This is a genomic window from Streptomyces sp. NPDC045701, assembly GCF_056432045.1.
In genome coordinates this window covers 98,057-113,686 of record NZ_JBWKJV010000002.1, presented here as the reverse complement: position 1 = coordinate 113,686, position 15,630 = coordinate 98,057, and the positions used below count along the sequence as shown (strand labels likewise).

General features: G+C 73.9%; 10 protein-coding genes, 2 tRNA genes and 2 pseudogenes. 10 read left to right on the top strand and 4 right to left on the bottom strand.

Going from position 1 to position 15,630, the window contains the following annotated elements; translation table 11 throughout:
• Nucleotides 1-8: 8 nt before the first annotated feature.
• A tRNA-Ala gene (locus tag AC07DW_RS02780) sits at nt 9-81 on the top strand.
• Nucleotides 82-277: 196 nt separating this feature from the next.
• Here the strand turns inward: AC07DW_RS02780 and AC07DW_RS02775 are convergent.
• Nucleotides 278-886: pseudogene (locus tag AC07DW_RS02775) on the bottom strand (helix-turn-helix transcriptional regulator); the annotation flags it as partial.
• A gap of 5 nt (nt 887-891) precedes the next feature.
• Here AC07DW_RS02775 and AC07DW_RS02770 point away from each other — a divergent pair.
• Nucleotides 892-1,263, top strand: a pseudogene (locus AC07DW_RS02770) (MFS transporter); the annotation flags it as partial.
• A 408-nt stretch (nt 1,264-1,671) separates the two neighbouring features.
• The gene (locus AC07DW_RS02765) at nt 1,672-1,905 is read left to right on the top strand and encodes a hypothetical protein (RefSeq protein ID WP_064069556.1); all 234 of its coding nucleotides are present in this window, start codon (nt 1,672-1,674) and stop codon (nt 1,903-1,905) included.
• Here AC07DW_RS02765 and AC07DW_RS02760 read toward each other — a convergent pair.
• Complete coding sequence (locus AC07DW_RS02760) at nt 1,884-3,092, bottom strand: glycosyltransferase 87 family protein (protein WP_478855813.1); 1,209 nt, start codon at nt 3,090-3,092, stop codon at nt 1,884-1,886. The genes AC07DW_RS02765 and AC07DW_RS02760 overlap by 22 nt on opposite strands.
• A gap of 150 nt (nt 3,093-3,242) precedes the next feature.
• Here AC07DW_RS02760 and AC07DW_RS02755 point away from each other — a divergent pair.
• A tRNA-Ala gene (locus AC07DW_RS02755) sits at nt 3,243-3,315 on the top strand.
• A gap of 139 nt (nt 3,316-3,454) precedes the next feature.
• On the opposite strand, the gene AC07DW_RS02750 is transcribed toward AC07DW_RS02755, so the two are convergent.
• Both AC07DW_RS02750 and AC07DW_RS02745 read right to left on the bottom strand, forming a co-directional pair.
• Nucleotides 3,455-5,038, bottom strand: a complete 1,584-nt coding sequence (locus AC07DW_RS02750) for an NADH-ubiquinone oxidoreductase-F iron-sulfur binding region domain-containing protein (RefSeq protein WP_478855812.1) — start codon at nt 5,036-5,038, stop codon at nt 3,455-3,457.
• Nucleotides 5,035-6,324: a ferric reductase-like transmembrane domain-containing protein gene (locus AC07DW_RS02745; RefSeq protein WP_478855811.1), complete on the bottom strand. Its 1,290-nt coding sequence runs from the start codon at nt 6,322-6,324 to the stop codon at nt 5,035-5,037. The genes AC07DW_RS02750 and AC07DW_RS02745 overlap by 4 nt, the downstream gene beginning before the upstream one ends.
• 451 nt (nt 6,325-6,775) lie before the next feature.
• Here AC07DW_RS02745 and leuS point away from each other — a divergent pair, with 451 nt between their 5' ends.
• From leuS to AC07DW_RS02715, 6 genes are all read left to right on the top strand, one after another.
• Nucleotides 6,776-9,646, top strand: coding sequence for a leucine--tRNA ligase (leuS, locus tag AC07DW_RS02740; protein ID WP_478855810.1), 2,871 nt, complete (start codon nt 6,776-6,778; stop codon nt 9,644-9,646).
• Nucleotides 9,647-9,826: 180 nt separating this feature from the next.
• Nucleotides 9,827-10,615 (top strand): hypothetical protein, encoded by a 789-nt coding sequence (locus tag AC07DW_RS02735; protein ID WP_478855809.1) that lies wholly within the window; start codon nt 9,827-9,829, stop codon nt 10,613-10,615.
• A gap of 66 nt (nt 10,616-10,681) precedes the next feature.
• Nucleotides 10,682-11,527: a DegV family protein gene (locus tag AC07DW_RS02730; RefSeq protein WP_478855808.1), complete on the top strand. Its 846-nt coding sequence runs from the start codon at nt 10,682-10,684 to the stop codon at nt 11,525-11,527.
• 583 nt (nt 11,528-12,110) lie between these two features.
• Nucleotides 12,111-12,875 carry a ComEA family DNA-binding protein gene (locus AC07DW_RS02725; protein WP_478855807.1) on the top strand — a complete coding sequence of 255 codons (765 nt, stop codon included), beginning with the start codon at nt 12,111-12,113 and terminating at the stop codon, nt 12,873-12,875.
• Nucleotides 12,872-15,358, top strand: a complete 2,487-nt coding sequence (locus tag AC07DW_RS02720; RefSeq protein WP_478855806.1) for a ComEC/Rec2 family competence protein — start codon at nt 12,872-12,874, stop codon at nt 15,356-15,358. The genes AC07DW_RS02725 and AC07DW_RS02720 overlap by 4 nt, the downstream gene beginning before the upstream one ends.
• Before the next feature lie 23 nt (nt 15,359-15,381).
• On the top strand, nt 15,382-15,627 hold the full coding sequence (locus AC07DW_RS02715) for a hypothetical protein (RefSeq protein ID WP_478855805.1): 246 nt from the start codon (nt 15,382-15,384) through the stop codon (nt 15,625-15,627).
• The last annotated feature ends 3 nt before the right edge of the window (nt 15,628-15,630 follow it).

The window sequence follows — 15,630 nt, the reverse complement described above, 5'->3', positions numbered from 1 at the left end:
GAACACGAGGGGCTATAGCTCAGTTGGTAGAGCGCCTGCATGGCATGCAGGAGGTCAGGAGTTCAATTCTCCTTAGCTCCACAGTCACCGGATCCCGTCCCCCCCAGGGGCGGGATTCGTGCTTTCCCGGGCCCCGCGCCGGCCCGGGAGCCACCCAGGGTCTCCCGTGGGCGTCGCCGCCCGCCGGCGGCCAGGCCGGGTCCGTCGCCCCGGCGCGCAGCGCCTCGACCGCCAGTCGGCTCTCCTCGTCGTTCGCGGTGTACGCCACGATCCGGCAGTCCGGCATGCCGTTGATCGACAGCGACACCGACGTCATCCGTATCTCGCCCACCGCGCAGTGCCGGGAGGTCTTCACCCGGGGCCCCGGCGGCAGCACGTCCCCCCTCTCCCACAGCTCGGCGAAGTAGGCGCTGGCCGCGGGGAGCCGGGCGATGAACGACTCCCACGCGGGCTCGCCCACGTGCCGTCCGTACGCCCCGCGCAGCTGCGCCACCATCAACGGCGGCTCACTCCGCCTGTCCACCAGCGGGCACACCGCGTCCGGCACGGTGAACAGCGTCCACAGCACATTGCGCATCCCGGACTCGTCGAGCGCGGGGCGGGCGAACAGGAGCCGGTACGCCCGGTTGGTGGCGAGGACGTCGTACCGCGTGTCGTAGACCACCGCCGGGCGCGGGTCGAGGGCGTCGATGATGCCCTGGATCTCCGGGCTGACCCGCTCGACGTCCGCCGACCGGTCCGGCACGTACGGCACCCCGGCCAGCGGGTAGAGGTGCTCCCGCTCCGGCCGGTCGAGGCGCAGGGTGCGCGCCACCGCGTCCAGGACCTGGGCCGAGGCGTTGATCGGGCGGCCCTGCTCCAGCCAGGTGTACCAGGTGACCCCCACCCCCGATTGTCGCCGCACCCACCATCCGTACCGAACTGGCCGCCTCTGGCGCGTCGTTGCAGCTGATCATCGCCGGGTACACCGTCTCGTACGCGATCTTGCTGATCACCGGCGCCCGCCTCGGGGACCTCCTGGGGCACCGCCGGGCGTACCTCGGCGGCCCCGCGCTGTTCACCGCCTCCTCCCTGGCCTGCGGGCCGGCGGCGGGCGCCGGGCCGCTGATCGCCTTCCGGCTGGCTCAGGGAGCCGGGGCGGCGCTGATGATCCCGCAGGTCCTCAGCCTCATCCAGCGGCACTTCACCGGCGAGGGCAGGGCGCGGGCGCTCGGCGCCCACTCCGCGGTGCTGGCCACCGGAGCGGCGGCCGGCCAGGTCGTGTTAGCTGGGACAGCTGATCGGCGTGGCAACCTTCGGCACACTCTTCCTCAGCCGTCCGAACGTGCCGGGCCCGCACGCTTCGGCCGATGCGCTGTGGGTATGCGCCCTGGCGATGGCCGCCGCCTCGCTCCTGGGGGCGTCCGCCGGGCTGGTGCGCCGACCCCGCTGACCATCGTGCCGGGCCATGGCAGAATCGGACGGCCGGAGGGGGACGACGGTCCGGACGGGAGGGAGTTCGCGATGGCGGCCAGCGGTTTCGAGGAGGCTTCCGACCCGCTCGTCACGGCGGGGTCGCGCTCCGGACTCAGCTGTCCCGCGTGCGGTTCGGCCCACGTCGCCCAAGTGCTCGGTGACAATGGCGGGGTGTCCTATGTGTGCACGTCCTGCGGCCACAGCTGGAGCTGATTGATGGGTGCGCACAGGCGGAAATGCGACTGGTGCGGCAGCGGTACGCCGATCGTCCGGGACATGGACCCGGTCAATCCCACGTACCAGTACTGGTGCGAGGAGTGCGCGCGGGCGCTGATCATAAAAGGCGACCCCATCGAGACCTACCGGGAACTCGAAGGGGAGCCGATCTACGGGCGCCTGCTCGACGAGCACTGCACCCTCAAGCGGTTCTACTCCTTCGCCACCGCCTGACCCGTCCCCCACCGCCCGGCCCCGAACGCCGCCAGGATGCCCAGCCCGACCAGCGTGTAGAGGGCCGACAGCAGCATCTGCCAGCCGTTCTGGTGGAGTTCGAGACGGACCGGCGCCGGGGCGTGCGGCACCCACCACAGGGCGAACGACGCGAACACCAGAGCCGTGGCCACGGTCCAGGCCGGCCGCGCCCGGGTCGCCAGCAGGATCAGCATCGGCACGCACCACACCCAGTGGTGCGACCACGAGATCGGGCTCACCAGCAGCGCGGTCGTCGCGCACGCCACCACGGCCACCGGCCGGTCGTCCCGCAGCGCCGCCAGGACCGCGACCGTGATTCCCGCCACACCCACCGCGACGGCCGCGAGCAGCCACCACACCCCCGGGTCGGTGGTGTGCATCAGGCGGGCCAGCACGCCGTTCAGCGACTGGTTCGCCGTCTCCTCCTTGCGTCCGACCCGGCTGGTCTCGAAGATCATCTCGGTCCAGAAGCGGCGCGAGTCGTACGGCAGGACGACCGCCGACGCCACGGTCACACCGAGAAACACCCCGGTGGCCGTGGCCGCCTGCCGCAGCCAGGGATTCCAGCCGTACGCACGCGCGCGTGCCACCCCCACCACGAGCAGCAGCACGACGAACAGCCCCGGCGTCAGCTTCACCGCCGTGGCCAGCCCGATGCCCACCCCGGCCCACCGGTTGTTCTCCCGCCGTGTCAGATCCCACAGCACCGCCACCGCCACGAGCAGGTTGATCTGCCCGTACCGCAGCGTCGTCCACACCGGCTCGCACCAGACCAGGACGGCGGCCGCCCACAGCGCCGCGCCCGGCCGGTCCCGGCCCACCAGGCGCAGCGACAGGTGCACCAGCGCCAGCAGCAGGAGCAGGTTCCCCGCCGTGGCCAGGGTGCGCATCTCGGGGACGCCGAGCAGGGTCAGCGGCGTGAACAGCAGCGCGGCGAACGGCGGGTACGTCGTCGGCAGGTTCGCCGACGTGGCGCGCATCGCGTACAGGTCGCCCCCGGCCAGGACGGTCTCGCCCTCCGCACGGTAGACGGACAGGTCGAGCATGGTGACGTTCGCGGCGCGCTGCGCCATCCAGAAGGCGGCGAAGGACAGCAGACAGGCCGTTGCGGCGGCGGCGAGGGGCAGCTCCCGGAGGCGCGCCCGGGGGGTCAAGGTCACGGTCACAAGGGGCGACGCTACCGGCCGGAGCCCTACCGGCCGTAAACGAATTTGGTGAACCCCCGGGGGGACCGTGTAATGTTCTCTGTGTCGCCGCGAGGGAAGCCCGCGAGGGAAACCCGCCAGGAGGAAACTCCGGAGGGCGGCGCACTGCGAGGGGCTATAGCTCAGTTGGTAGAGCGCCTGCATGGCATGCAGGAGGTCAGGAGTTCAATTCTCCTTAGCTCCACAGAACGTGGAAGGCGGGTCATCCGATCGGATGGCCCGCCTTTCTCGTACCCGCGACCGGTGTCCAGCCCGCCGTCACGCCTTCACGTGTTCCCGCCCTTCACGGGAGCCCCGGCGGCCGAAGCCGCCGGGGAGCCCGGTCAACCTCGGCCGCTGCCAAGGGCCTTCCGGTCGGCGCTCGGCAACGCCGGACGCGAGGGACGCTCCTGGGCGCCCCGCTCGAGCCGGAGCGCGAGCTCGGGACAGCGCCGTACCGCCAGCTGGGCGCGGTCCCGCAGGTGGGTCGGCACGGACGCGTCCGCGAGCACCGGGTAGCCGTCGCGGCCCATGCGGATCAGCTCGGGGACGATGTCCGCGCACAGCCCGTGGCCCTTGCACAGCGTCCAGTCCACCGCCAGCTTCTCGCCGCTCGGGATGGACTCCACGACCTCCTGATAACCCGGCTCGGGCAGCGGCAGCACGCCGAGCGTCGGACGCCCGCAGCCGCCGTGCAGGACGTGCGCGGCCAGGTCGTCGGTGAAGGCGGACAGCGTCGAGCCGAAGAACCGGGCCGACCCGTCGGGGTGCTTGCACACACCCCGCCCCTTCACCGCCTGGGTGACCTCGCGCAGCGCCTCCAGGGCGGCCGGCCCGCCGCCGTTGAGCACGTCCGACAGGCCGCCCGCCGCGGCGGGCAGCCCCAGGCGGCAGGGGCCGCACTGGCCGGCGGTCTCGGCCGCCAGCCAGTTCGCCACGCGCTGCGCCTCGCCCAGCGGGCAGGTGTCGGGACCGATCGGCAGGATCGCTCCGGCTCCCAGGGCGCCCCCCACGGCCGCCATGGACTGCTTCGAGATGACGCAGTTGTCGACCGCCATGGAGTCGATCCAGTTGCCGTGATAGCCACCGGTCAGCACACCCTGCGGGACCGGCGGGGCGCCCGCGAGCTGGAGGACGTACCGCATGGGGACGCCCGTCGGGACCTCCACCACCATGGGCCGGGCCACCTGCCCGGAGATGGTGAGCATCACCGTGCCGGGTTCGCTGTCCAGGCCGTGCTGGGCGTAGCGGCCGGCACCGACCCTGGCCGCGACGGCGAGCTGCGCGAACGTCTCCGCGTTCGACAGCAGCGTCGGCGCGTTGCCCACCCCCGACTCGGCGGCGCGCTCACGGTGGCCCGGCGGGATGGCGGGGCCGCCGTTGACGGCGCGGATCACGGAGGACGCCTCACCGGAGACCATGCGCTCCGGAGTGCGGACGACCCGTGCGCGCAGCCGCTGCCCGCGCCGGTCGGACAGGCCCCGTTCGGCGAGGGCGGCGCGGATGGAGATCTCCGTGGAGTTCCGGGTCACCGCGACGACCAGGGTGCGGGCGCCGAGGGCCTCCGCGGCCAGCAGGGCGCCGTCGAGGATGAGGTGCGGGGCACGATTGAGCAGGACCGTGTCCTTGCGGCACGCGGGCTCGCCCTCGCTGCCGTTGACCACGACGACGGGGCGCACCCCGCGCCGGATGGTCGCCTTGGCGACCGCGCGCAGCTTCTTGCCGAACGGGAAGCCGGCGCCGCCGCGGCCGGTCAGGGATATCTCCTCGGCGAGCTGCGCCAGCCGCTCGCCGCCCATGGGTTCGAGGGGGCCGTGCACCTTCAGGTGCATCTGGAGGTCGAGCCGCTCGACGAGGTCGAAGCCCTGGGTGAGCTGGGGGAGGCCGACGACGCGGACTTCGGGGACGTCGGGGAGCGGGGCGTTCACGGGCGGTCTCCTGCTGGTGCGGTCCAGGGCTCGCCGGCCGGCGGCTGCTGGAAGGGGCCCGGTGCGGGCTGGGTGGCGCCGTACGAGGGCGGGGTGGTGGCGTCGGCGGTGCCGTACGACGACGGGGCCGGCTCGTGGCCGTAGGAGGGCGGGGTGGGTCCGTGGCTGTACGCGGGCGGGGCGGGGGACGGCGTGGGTGGCGGCGGGGAGGGGGTCGGCCAGTAGCCGGGCCGGGTCGCCGGTTCGTCGGGGACGACCGGCAGCTCCTCCGTCATGGGGACGCGCTCGGCGTACGGGATCTCCTGGGTGGGGCTGCCCGCGCCGGCGCTGTTCAGGGACACGGCCCGGTAGGCCGCCGCGATGCCCGCCCCGATGGTCCCGGGGGACGGCGGGGGGAAGCCGGGTTCGTACACCGGCGCCGGGGGCGGTGTCAGGGTTCGGGGCTGTTCGCGGAGGCGGCCGAGCGGAAGGTCCGGGGACTCGGCCGGCGCCGGGGGACGGCCGGCCGGCTCCCGGCGCAGCTCCTCGAACGGGCGGGGCGCCTCGTAGGGCGCGGGCGGGATGTCCGCAGTGCCGGGCAGCGGCGACACCGAGGGGTCGCGCCGCCTGCCGCGACCGCGGCCCGGCTTCTCCGTCCCCGGCCCGAGCAGGCCCAGGACGCGGTCCGCGAGGCGCTGCCGCACGGGGTCGGGCAGCAGCCGCAGCGACACGGCGCCGGCGACCCCGATGAGGGCGAGGCAGTACATGGTGGTCACCCAAGTGGCCGCGGGGCGACCCGCGTAGAGCCCGTGGACGAGCGCGCAGCACCACGCCGGGTAGGCCAGCATGTGCAGTGGCCGCCAGCGGGCCGCGATGCCGCCCCGGCCGGCCAGGGCGCTGCGCGCGGCGCCGGTGGACGCGGCGACCACCATCAGCAGGCCGGCCAGCGACCCGAAGCCGATCAGACCGGACGTGCCGGTCACGCCCAGCCCGAACGGGATGAGGGCCCCGATGAGCTCCACGTGCCCCAGGGACACCTTCACGGTGGCGTGGAGGAGGAGGAAGCCGAGGGAGGCCACCGCGGTGGCGCGGTGCACGGCCTGGGCGAGGAGCCGGTTGCGGGTGGAGAGGAGGAGCCGGTCCTGCGCGAACAGCCCCCATGCCACGGAGGCGGTCAGGGACACGAGGGAGAGGACGCCCGTCGCGAAGTCCAGGGCGGCCCGGAAGCTGTCGCTCCCGGCGATGGCGAGCACCGGTATGAGCACCAGTGCGGCCGCGGTGAGCCCGCCCTGTACCGGCTTGCTCATACCGGCCTGGAAGGCGGGTGATGAGCGGATCTTGCGATGAGGGTTCATGGGGGGCGACTCCAGTGGTGCGGAAAAGAGGTCCCGTGGCCGCATGCTAAGTCGAGGCATACCAAGCGGTACGAGCTTTGAGCGTTTAAGGTTCGGAACGGCCGGCAACTGACTTTGGGGTTGCCCTGGATAAGGGCGATACGCGGAGTAATGCTGAGGCCCGCAGCGCTCTCCGGTGCCCTGACCGGCCCGTGGGCCTCGATGCGGCCCGGAGGGGCCCTGCGGTACCCTGACGCCATGCGTGCCGTACGCCTTCTGCTTAGCGAGCCGCGCTGATCAGTCCCGGCGGATCCACCATCCGGCCGGAATCGGCGCGGCGTCCCCTCCTGTGCGAGGGGTTTTTTCATTTCGCCGCGTCACGGAGCGGCAGCGGGCAGAGACGATCGATGGAGCTTTAAGGATCATGAGCGAGATGAATTCGGCTGCTGTCGAGGCAGCAGCCCCGCATCGTTACACGGCGGCCATGGCCGCCGACATCGAGGCACGCTGGCAGGACTTCTGGGACGCCGAGGGCACCTACGAGGCGCCCAACCCGAGCGGCGACCTGGCAGGCGACCCGGACGTGGTCGCGCGGCCCAAGAAGTTCATCATGGACATGTTCCCCTATCCCTCGGGCGCCGGCCTCCACGTCGGCCACCCCCTGGGCTACATCGCCACCGACGTCTTCGCCCGTCACCAGCGCATGACCGGGCACAACGTCCTGCACACGCTGGGCTTCGACGCCTTCGGCCTGCCCGCCGAGCAGTACGCCGTCCAGACCGGCACGCACCCGCGCGTGTCGACCGAGGCGAACATCGAGAACATGAAGGTCCAGCTGCGCCGGCTGGGCCTGGGTCACGACAAGCGCCGGTCGTTCGCCACGATCGACCCGGACTACTACAAGTGGACCCAGTGGATCTTCCTCCAGATCTTCGACTCCTGGTACGACGACGAGGCGCGGAAGGCCCGCCCCATCGCCGACCTGGTCGCGCAGTTCGAAAGCGGTGAGCGCCCGGTACCCGGCACCACGCGCGCGTGGAGCGAGCTGTCCGCCACCGAGCGCGCGGACGTCCTGAGTGAGTACCGCCTGGCGTACGCCTCGGACGCACCGGTCAACTGGTGCCCCGGCCTGGGCACCGTCCTGGCCAACGAGGAGGTCACCGCCGACGGCCGCTCCGAGCGCGGCAACTTCCCCGTCTTCAAGGCGAAGCTGCGCCAGTGGAACATGCGCATCACCGCCTACGCGGACCGGCTGCTGGACGACCTGGACGCGCTGGACTGGCCCGAGGCCATCAAGCTGCAGCAGCGCAACTGGATCGGCCGCTCCGAGGGCGCCCGCGTCGACTTCGCCGTCGGTGACGACGCCATCACCGTCTTCACCACCCGCCAGGACACCCTGTTCGGGGCCACCTACATGGTGCTGGCGCCCGAGCACGAGCTGGTCGAGAAGATCGTCCCGGCGGCGTGGCCCGAGGGCACGCACGACGTCTGGACGGGCGGGCACGCCACCCCGGCCGAGGCCGTCGACGCGTACCGCAAGCAGGCCGCGTCCAAGTCCGACGTCGAGCGCCAGGCCGAGGCCAAGGACAAGACCGGTGTCTTCACCGGCGCCTACGCGGTCAACCCGGTCAGCGGCGACCGCGTGCCGGTCTTCATCGCGGACTACGTCCTGATGGGCTACGGCACCGGCGCCATCATGGCCGTCCCCGCGCACGACAGCCGGGACTTCGCCTTCGCGCGCGCCTTCGAACTGCCGATGCGCTGCGTCGTCGAGCCCTCGGACGACCGGGGCACGGACCCCTCGGCGTGGGACGAGGCGTTCGACTCCTACGACGCGAGGATCGTCAACTCGTCGAACGACGAGATCTCGCTGGACGGCCTGGGCGTCGTCGAGGCCAAGGCGCGGATCACCGACTGGCTGGCCGCCCGGGGCATCGGCGAGGGTACCGTCAACTTCCGGCTGCGTGACTGGCTGTTCAGCCGGCAGCGCTACTGGGGCGAGCCCTTCCCGATCGTCTACGACGAGGACGGCATCGCCCACGCGCTGCCCGAGTCGATGCTGCCGCTGGAGCTGCCCGAGGTCGAGGACTACTCGCCCCGCACCTTCGACCCGGACGACGCCGACACCCAGCCCGAGACGCCGCTGTCGCGCAACGAGGACTGGGTCAACGTCACCCTGGACCTGGGCGACGGCCCCAAGAAGTACCGCCGCGAGACCAACACCATGCCCAACTGGGCCGGTTCCTGCTGGTACGAGCTGCGCTACCTGGACCCGCACAACGACACCGCGCTGGTCGGCCCCGCCGTCGAGCGGTACTGGATGGGCCCGCGCGAGGGTCAGCCGCACGGCGGTGTCGACCTGTACGTCGGCGGCGCCGAGCACGCCGTCCTGCACCTGCTGTACGCGCGCTTCTGGTCCAAGGTCCTGTACGACCTGGGGCACGTCTCCTCGGCGGAGCCGTTCCACAAGCTGTACAACCAGGGCATGATCCAGGCCTTCGTCTACCGGGACGCGCGGGGCATCGCCGTACCGGCCGCCGAGGTCGAGGAGCGGGACGGAGCCTTCTGGTACCAGGGCGAGAAGGTCAGCCGCGTCCTGGGCAAGATGGGCAAGTCCCTGAAGAACGCCGTGACCCCGGACGAGATCTGCGCCGAGTACGGCGCGGACACCCTGCGCCTGTACGAGATGGCCATGGGCCCGCTGGACGTCTCCCGGCCCTGGGACACGCGCGCGGTGGTGGGCCAGTACCGGCTGCTGCAGCGGCTGTGGCGCAACATCGTCGACGAGTCGACCGGTGAGGCCACCGTGGTGGACACCGAGCCCGACGAGGACACGCTGCGCGCCCTGCACAAGGCGATCGACGGTGTGTCCCAGGACATGGCGGCGATGCGGTTCAACACGGCGATCGCCAAGGTCACCGAGCTGAACAACTACCTGACCAAGACCGGCGCCCCGGTGTCGAGGTCGGTCGCCGAGCGGCTGGTGCTGCTGGTCGCGCCCCTGGCCCCGCACATCGCCGAGGAGCTGTGGCGCAAGCTGGGACACACCGAGTCCGTCGTCCACCAGGACTTCCCGGTCGCCGACCCGGCGTACGTCGTCGACGAGACCGTGACCTGCGTCGTGCAGATCAAGGGCAAGGTCAAGGCGCGCCTGGAGGTCTCCCCGTCCATCACGGACGCGGACCTGGAGGCGCTGGCCCTGACCGACGCCGGTGTGGTCGCGGCGCTGGGCGGGGCGGGCATCCGCAAGGTCATCGTGCGGGCGCCGAAGCTGGTGAACATCGTTCCGGCGTGATCCGCACGGCGTGACGCGGGGGACGCACGGCGCCCGGGTGTGACGCACGGCGCCTAGGTGTTTTCCCCTACGGGCAGGTTGGGGGTTCCGATGGAACCCTCGGCCTGCCCGCTCCGTTTACCGTGGAGGAACGACGGCCGCCGCGTCCGGTGCGGTACCCGGCGACACCAAGGGGACTTCATGGCAGAAGCGATCGCGATCCTGGCGCTGCTCTTCGTCGCCTTCGTCGCTCTGGGGGTGTACGTGACCGTGAAGGCGGTCCAGGCCGCCAAGCGCGGGGTGGACCGCACCATCACCCAGGCGAGGCGAACCGTCGAGGACACCACGCTGCGCGCCAAGAGCTACGGAACCGGCGGCGTGAAGGCACAGCTGGCGCACCTGCGGCTGTCGCTGCGGACCTCCATGCGGGCCACCCAGGACGCGCTGGAGGCGGGCGCGGCGGAGGACGCCTCGCTCCAGGAGTCCCTGGAACTGTTCCGCCGGCTCAGTGCCCACGGGCACGAACTGGACGCCGACCTCAAGCGCCTGGAGCGGGACCCCGACCGGGCCGGGGTCGCCGCCCAGCTCGACGAGCTGCGCGAGCGCACGGAGCGGATCACCCACTCGGCGGAGTCGCTGCGGTGGGCGGCCCGCGACCGGGCCCGGAAGTTCGCGGACGACGACCTGGCGTCGCTGAGCGCGCAGATCGACGTGGAGGCCGGAGCACTGCGTCACTGGGCCGGGCGCGAGCAGGACGACCTCGCCTGGATGGACGAGGCACCGGCGGGCCGGGCCCCGGAGCCGGCCGGGTCGTCCGCAGACCGGACAGGCCACGCGGGAACGAACCCGGAGGCGCGTTCCGCGGAAGACGCGGACCCGGGCCACGGCGCGTCCGGCACGGACGCGCCCAGGTCGATCACGGCGAAGGACCCCCGGCAACAGCCGCACTACTCCTGGCAGAAGTCGGCGCGTCCCGAGACCACGAACTGATCGGATCCGATCAGGGGCCGGGGGCGGGCTGCCGTACGGCGCCCCAGCCGGGGTACCCTCCCGGTCATGTCCCGCCATGTCGCGATCGTCACCGATTCAACGGCCTACCTGCCGCCGCAGACGATGGAGCGGCACGGTATCACCGCGGTGCCGCTGACCGTCGTCCTCGGCGACCAGGCCCTTGAGGAGGGCACCGAGATCTCGGCCCGCTCGCTCGCCCTCGCGCTCCAGAAGCGGCGCTCCGTGACCACGTCGCGGCCCAGCCCCGAGGTCTTCGCCGAGACCTACCGGACGGCGGCCGAGAACGGCGCCACCGCGATCGTCTCGCTGCACCTGTCGGCCGAGTTCTCCGGTACGTACGACGCCGCCCTGCTGGCCGCCAAGGAGGCAGCGGTGCCGGTGCGGGTCGTCGACACCGGCATGGTCGCCATGGCGCTGGGCTTCTGCGCGCTGACCGCCGCCGAGGCGGCGGAAGCCGGAGGCACACCGGACGAAGTGGTCGCCGCCGCGGAGAAGCGGGCCGCCGGGACCGCCGCGTACTTCTACGTCGACACGCTCGAGTACCTGCGCCGGGGAGGCCGCATCGGCGCCGCCCAGGCGCTGCTGGGCTCCGCGCTCGCGGTGAAGCCGCTGCTGGAGCTGGACGGCGGGCGGATCGAGCTGCGCGAGAAGGTGCGCACCGCGTCGAAGGCGATCGCCCGGCTGGAGGAGATCGCCGCCGAGCGGGCGGGCGCGAGCCCGGTGGACATCGCGGTGCACCACCTCGCGGCACCCGACCGGGCCGGCGCCCTCGCCGACCGGCTGCGCGCCCGCGTCCCCGGCCTGGCCGAGCTCCACGTCAGCGAGGTCGGCGCGGTCATCGGCGCGCACACCGGGCCGGGGCTGCTGGGGGTCGTCGTCTCCTCGCGGTGACCGACCGGTTCACACGGACGGGTGGGTGGGTTTTCCACAACTGCCGGGTTGTCCACGGATTTTGCCGCGTTCCGACGGGCCGGGGCGAAGGTGTCTACCGTGCTGAGGCATGGAATCGCCAACACACTCCGTGACATCAACCTCGCTTCGAGTACGGTCCGTGAGTGGTCCCGGCCGGGTGCCCGGCTCGGACGGCCGCTCGCGAAGCCGCCGGTCTCCCGCCCGGCACCGGCTGCGCGGACGCACCGGGGCGCGGGCCGCAGCGGTGGCACGCCGCCGCGCGGACGCGCTCTTCGCAGGGGCGGGCGCGTCCGCGACACATCCGCCACCCCCGGCTGGCGTCTCCGCCGCGCCACCCCCGGCCGCCGTCTCCGCCCCGGCGCGGTCGGCCGCCGTCTCCGCCCCGGCGCGGTCGGCCGCCGGCGGCGACTCGTCCGTGCCGGGCCGGGTCGGTGCCTGGCCTGTGCCGCGTGCGGCCGGCGGGACCGCACCCGTGTCGCCGGCGGCTGTCGGCGTTTCTCCGGTGACGCCGTCCCCCGGGCCGGCCGGGGCGGGGGCGGCGGGGCTCGTGGGGCGGAGGCGCGTGGCGACCCGCGGCCGGGCCGGGACCGGGACGCCGGGACCGTCCGGAGAGGCCGCTGCTCCGGCCCCGGAGCGGGATCCGGCGGGGGAGCGGATGCCGGGGCGGTGGCAGCGGTGGCGGCAGGCGCTGCGGGAGCGGGTGCCGCTGTGGGTGCAGGCGCGGTGCGGGATGGAAGCCCGTACGGTCGCCGCGCTCGCCGTGGTCCTGGTCGTGGCCGCCGTGGTCGCCGGCCGTTACTTCTGGGTGGGCCGCCCGGAGCCCGTCCGGGCTCCCGAACTGGTCACGGGGGCCGCGCCGTCGGCGCCGGGGAATGCGACCCGCCGGCCACCGGCAGGGGCGCCGCCCGTCGTCGTCGACGTGAGCGGCAAGGTGCGGCGGCCGGGCGTACTGCGACTGCCCGCCGGATCGCGGGTCGCCGACGCCCTGCGCGCGGCGGGCGGGGTCAGGCCGGGTACCGACCTCACGGGGCTGAACCGGGCACGTGTGCTCACGGACGGCGAGCACGTCGTGGTGGGCGCAGCCGCGCCACCGGCGGGGCAGGGGCCCGGGGCGGCCGGGCCCGGGGGCGGCGCGGGACCGGTGAGCCTCAACAGCGCCACCGTGGAGCAGCTCGACACGCTGCCGGGCGTCGGCCCCGTGCTGGCCCAGCACATCGTCGACTACCGCACCAGCCATGGGGGATTCCGGTCGGTCGACGAGCTCCGCGAGGTCAACGGGATCGGCGAGCGCCGGTTCGCGGACCTCCAGCCCCTCGTACAGCCGTGACCCGCCAGGCGGTTCACGCCGCGTCGGGTACGCCACTGGGTGTCGCCGACCCGCGTCAGGAAGCCCCGGTCGACGTGCGGCTCGTGGCACCCGCCCTGGCGGCGTGGGGAGCGGCCGCCCTCGCGCTGGGCGCGCCCGGTGGGTGGACGGCGGTGGGCGTGGCGGTCTGCGCCGTGGCCGGTGTGCTGCTGCTCGGGCGCGCCAAGGGCCACTGGAGGGGCAACGGTACGGCCTGTGCCGCCGTGTTGCTCTGCGCCGCGGCGGGTGCGGCGTCCGCGGGACTGCACGGCGCCGACCTCGGGCGGGGACCGTTGCCCGGCCTGGCGGAGCGGCACGCACGGGTCACCGTCGAGGCGACGGTCACATCGGATCCCCGCCTCGGCCGCGTGCAGGTCCGGGGCCCGAGGGCCCCTCGCGCCTCCGTCCTGCTGGACGCCGAGGTGACGCGAGTGAGGGCCATCGACGGCGCGGTCACCAAGGTCCGCACGCCCGTCCTGGTGATCGTCCCGGCCGGCGGCGGGGACTGGCGGCGGCTGCTGCCCTCGACCCGGCTGAGGCTGGCGGGGCGGGTCGCGCCGCCGCACCGGGCGGGCGAGCCGTTCGCCGCCGTCCTGCGGGCGGACCCGGGCCCGCCCAGGATCACCGGGCCGCCCACCGCGCTCCAGCGCGCGGCGGGGAAACTGCGCGCCGGGCTGCGCGCCGCCACCGACGGATTGCCGCCGGACGCGCGGGCCCTGCTGCCGGGGCTGGTCGTCGGGGACACCTCACGTATCCCGTCCGACCTGCACGACGCGTTCCGGGCGACCGACCTCACGCACCTTCTGGCCGTCTCCGGAAGCAACCTCACGATCGTCCTGTTGCTGCTCATCGGCCCGCCCGGCAGCGCGCTCAGAGCGGAACGCGGCGGCCTCGCACCCCGGTTGGGGATCCCGCTCCGGGGCACCGCGATGCTCGGCGGGGCGCTGACCCTCGCCTTCGTCCTGGTCTGCCGGCCCGACCCGAGCGTGCTGCGCGCCGCCGCCTGCGGCCTGATCACCCTGCTGGCCATCGGCACCGGGCGCCGCAGATCACTGATCCCCGCGCTCGCCGCCGCCGTGCTGCTGCTGGTGCTGTACGACCCGTGGCTGGCGCGGAGCTACGGCTTCCTGCTGTCGGTGCTGGCCACCGGGGCGCTCCTCACCGTCGCCCCGGGCTGGAGCGCCTCGCTGCGCAGGCGCCGGGTGCCGCCGCGGATCGCGGAGGCGCTGGCGGCGACGGCCGCGGCCCAGGCGGTGTGCGCCCCGGTGGTGGCCGTGTTCGCCGCGCGGATCAGCCTGGTGGCGATCCCGTGCAACCTGGTGGCCGAGCTCGCGGTGGCCCCGGCGACCGTGCTCGGGTTCGCCGCGCTGGCCGCGGCGCCGGTCGCGCCGCCGGTGGCCGGGCTGTTCGCCGCCTGCGCGGGGTGGCCGGCCGGGTGGATCGCGACCGTCGCCCGCACGGGCGCCGCGCTGCCCGGGGCGGAGACCCGGTGGCCCGGCGGCTGGCCCGGCGGCCTGCTGCTCGCCGCCGTCACCGGGCTGCTGGTCCTGTGGGCCCGCCGGGCGCGGCACCGGGCGTGGCTGGCGGGAGCGTGCACGGTACTGCTGGTACTCGCCGTGGTGCGGCCGCCGCCGCTCACCAGGCTGGTCACCGGGTGGCCGCCGACCGGCTGGGTGTTCGCCATGTGCGACGTCGGCCAAGGGGACGCGACGGTGCTGGCAGCGGGTGGCGGCGCGGCCGTGGTGGTGGACGCCGGCCCCGATCCGGCCCCGGTGGACCGGTGCCTGCGCTCGCTCGGCGTCAGCCGGGTGCCGCTCGTGGTGCTCACCCACTTCCACGCCGACCACGTCGCGGGCCTCCCCGGCGTCCTGCGGGGCCGGGAGGTCGGGGCGATCCAGACCACGGGCCTCCAGGATCCGCCGGACCAGGCGGCATTCGTGCGGAGGACCGCAGCCGGGGCGGGCGTGCCGGTCGTCCGGGCCGGAGCCGGTGAACGCCGCCGGGTCGGGCCGCTCGACTGGAGGGTGCTGTGGCCGGGCGCCGCCGTCACCGGCCCGGTGCCGGAAGGGCCCAACGACGCCAGCGTCGCGCTCCTCGTCCGCGTCGGCGACGGCACACCCGCGACGACCCTGCTGCTCCTCGGCGACCTGGAGCCGCCGGCCCAGCAGGGCCTGTTGCGGGCCCACCCGGACCTGCCGCCGGTCGACGTCCTGAAGGTCGCCCACCACGGCTCGGCCCACCAGGACGCGGGCCTGTTGGGCAGGGTCCGGCCACGGCTCGCCCTGGTGTCGGCCGGGCGGGACAACCCGTACGGCCATCCGTCACCGCGCACGGTCGGCGCCCTGCGGGCCGGGGGAGCGGTGGTGCTGAGCACCGACAGGCATGGCGCGATCGCCGTGACGGGAAGGGGGAGGGAGCTGCGCGCCACCACGTCGGAGGCACGGGGGCCGGGGCCGGAACCGTAGTGGGGCGCGGGAACAATGGGTGCGTGAGCGATGTGAGACATGTACTGGTGCTGCCCGACCGGGACGCGGCCGAGGAAGCCGCCGAGGAGCTCGGGGAGCGTTGCGGGATCACGGAGGAACCTCAGCTGGTGCGGGACGCCCTGGCCGGCGAGGACGACGCCGAGGACGCCCAGTGGCTGGTGGTGGTCGAGGACCCGGACGGCCGGCTCGTGGCGGCCGAGCTGGACGAGTTCGCGGCCGGGTGGGACGGCTGGCGGGAGGAGCCGTAGGGA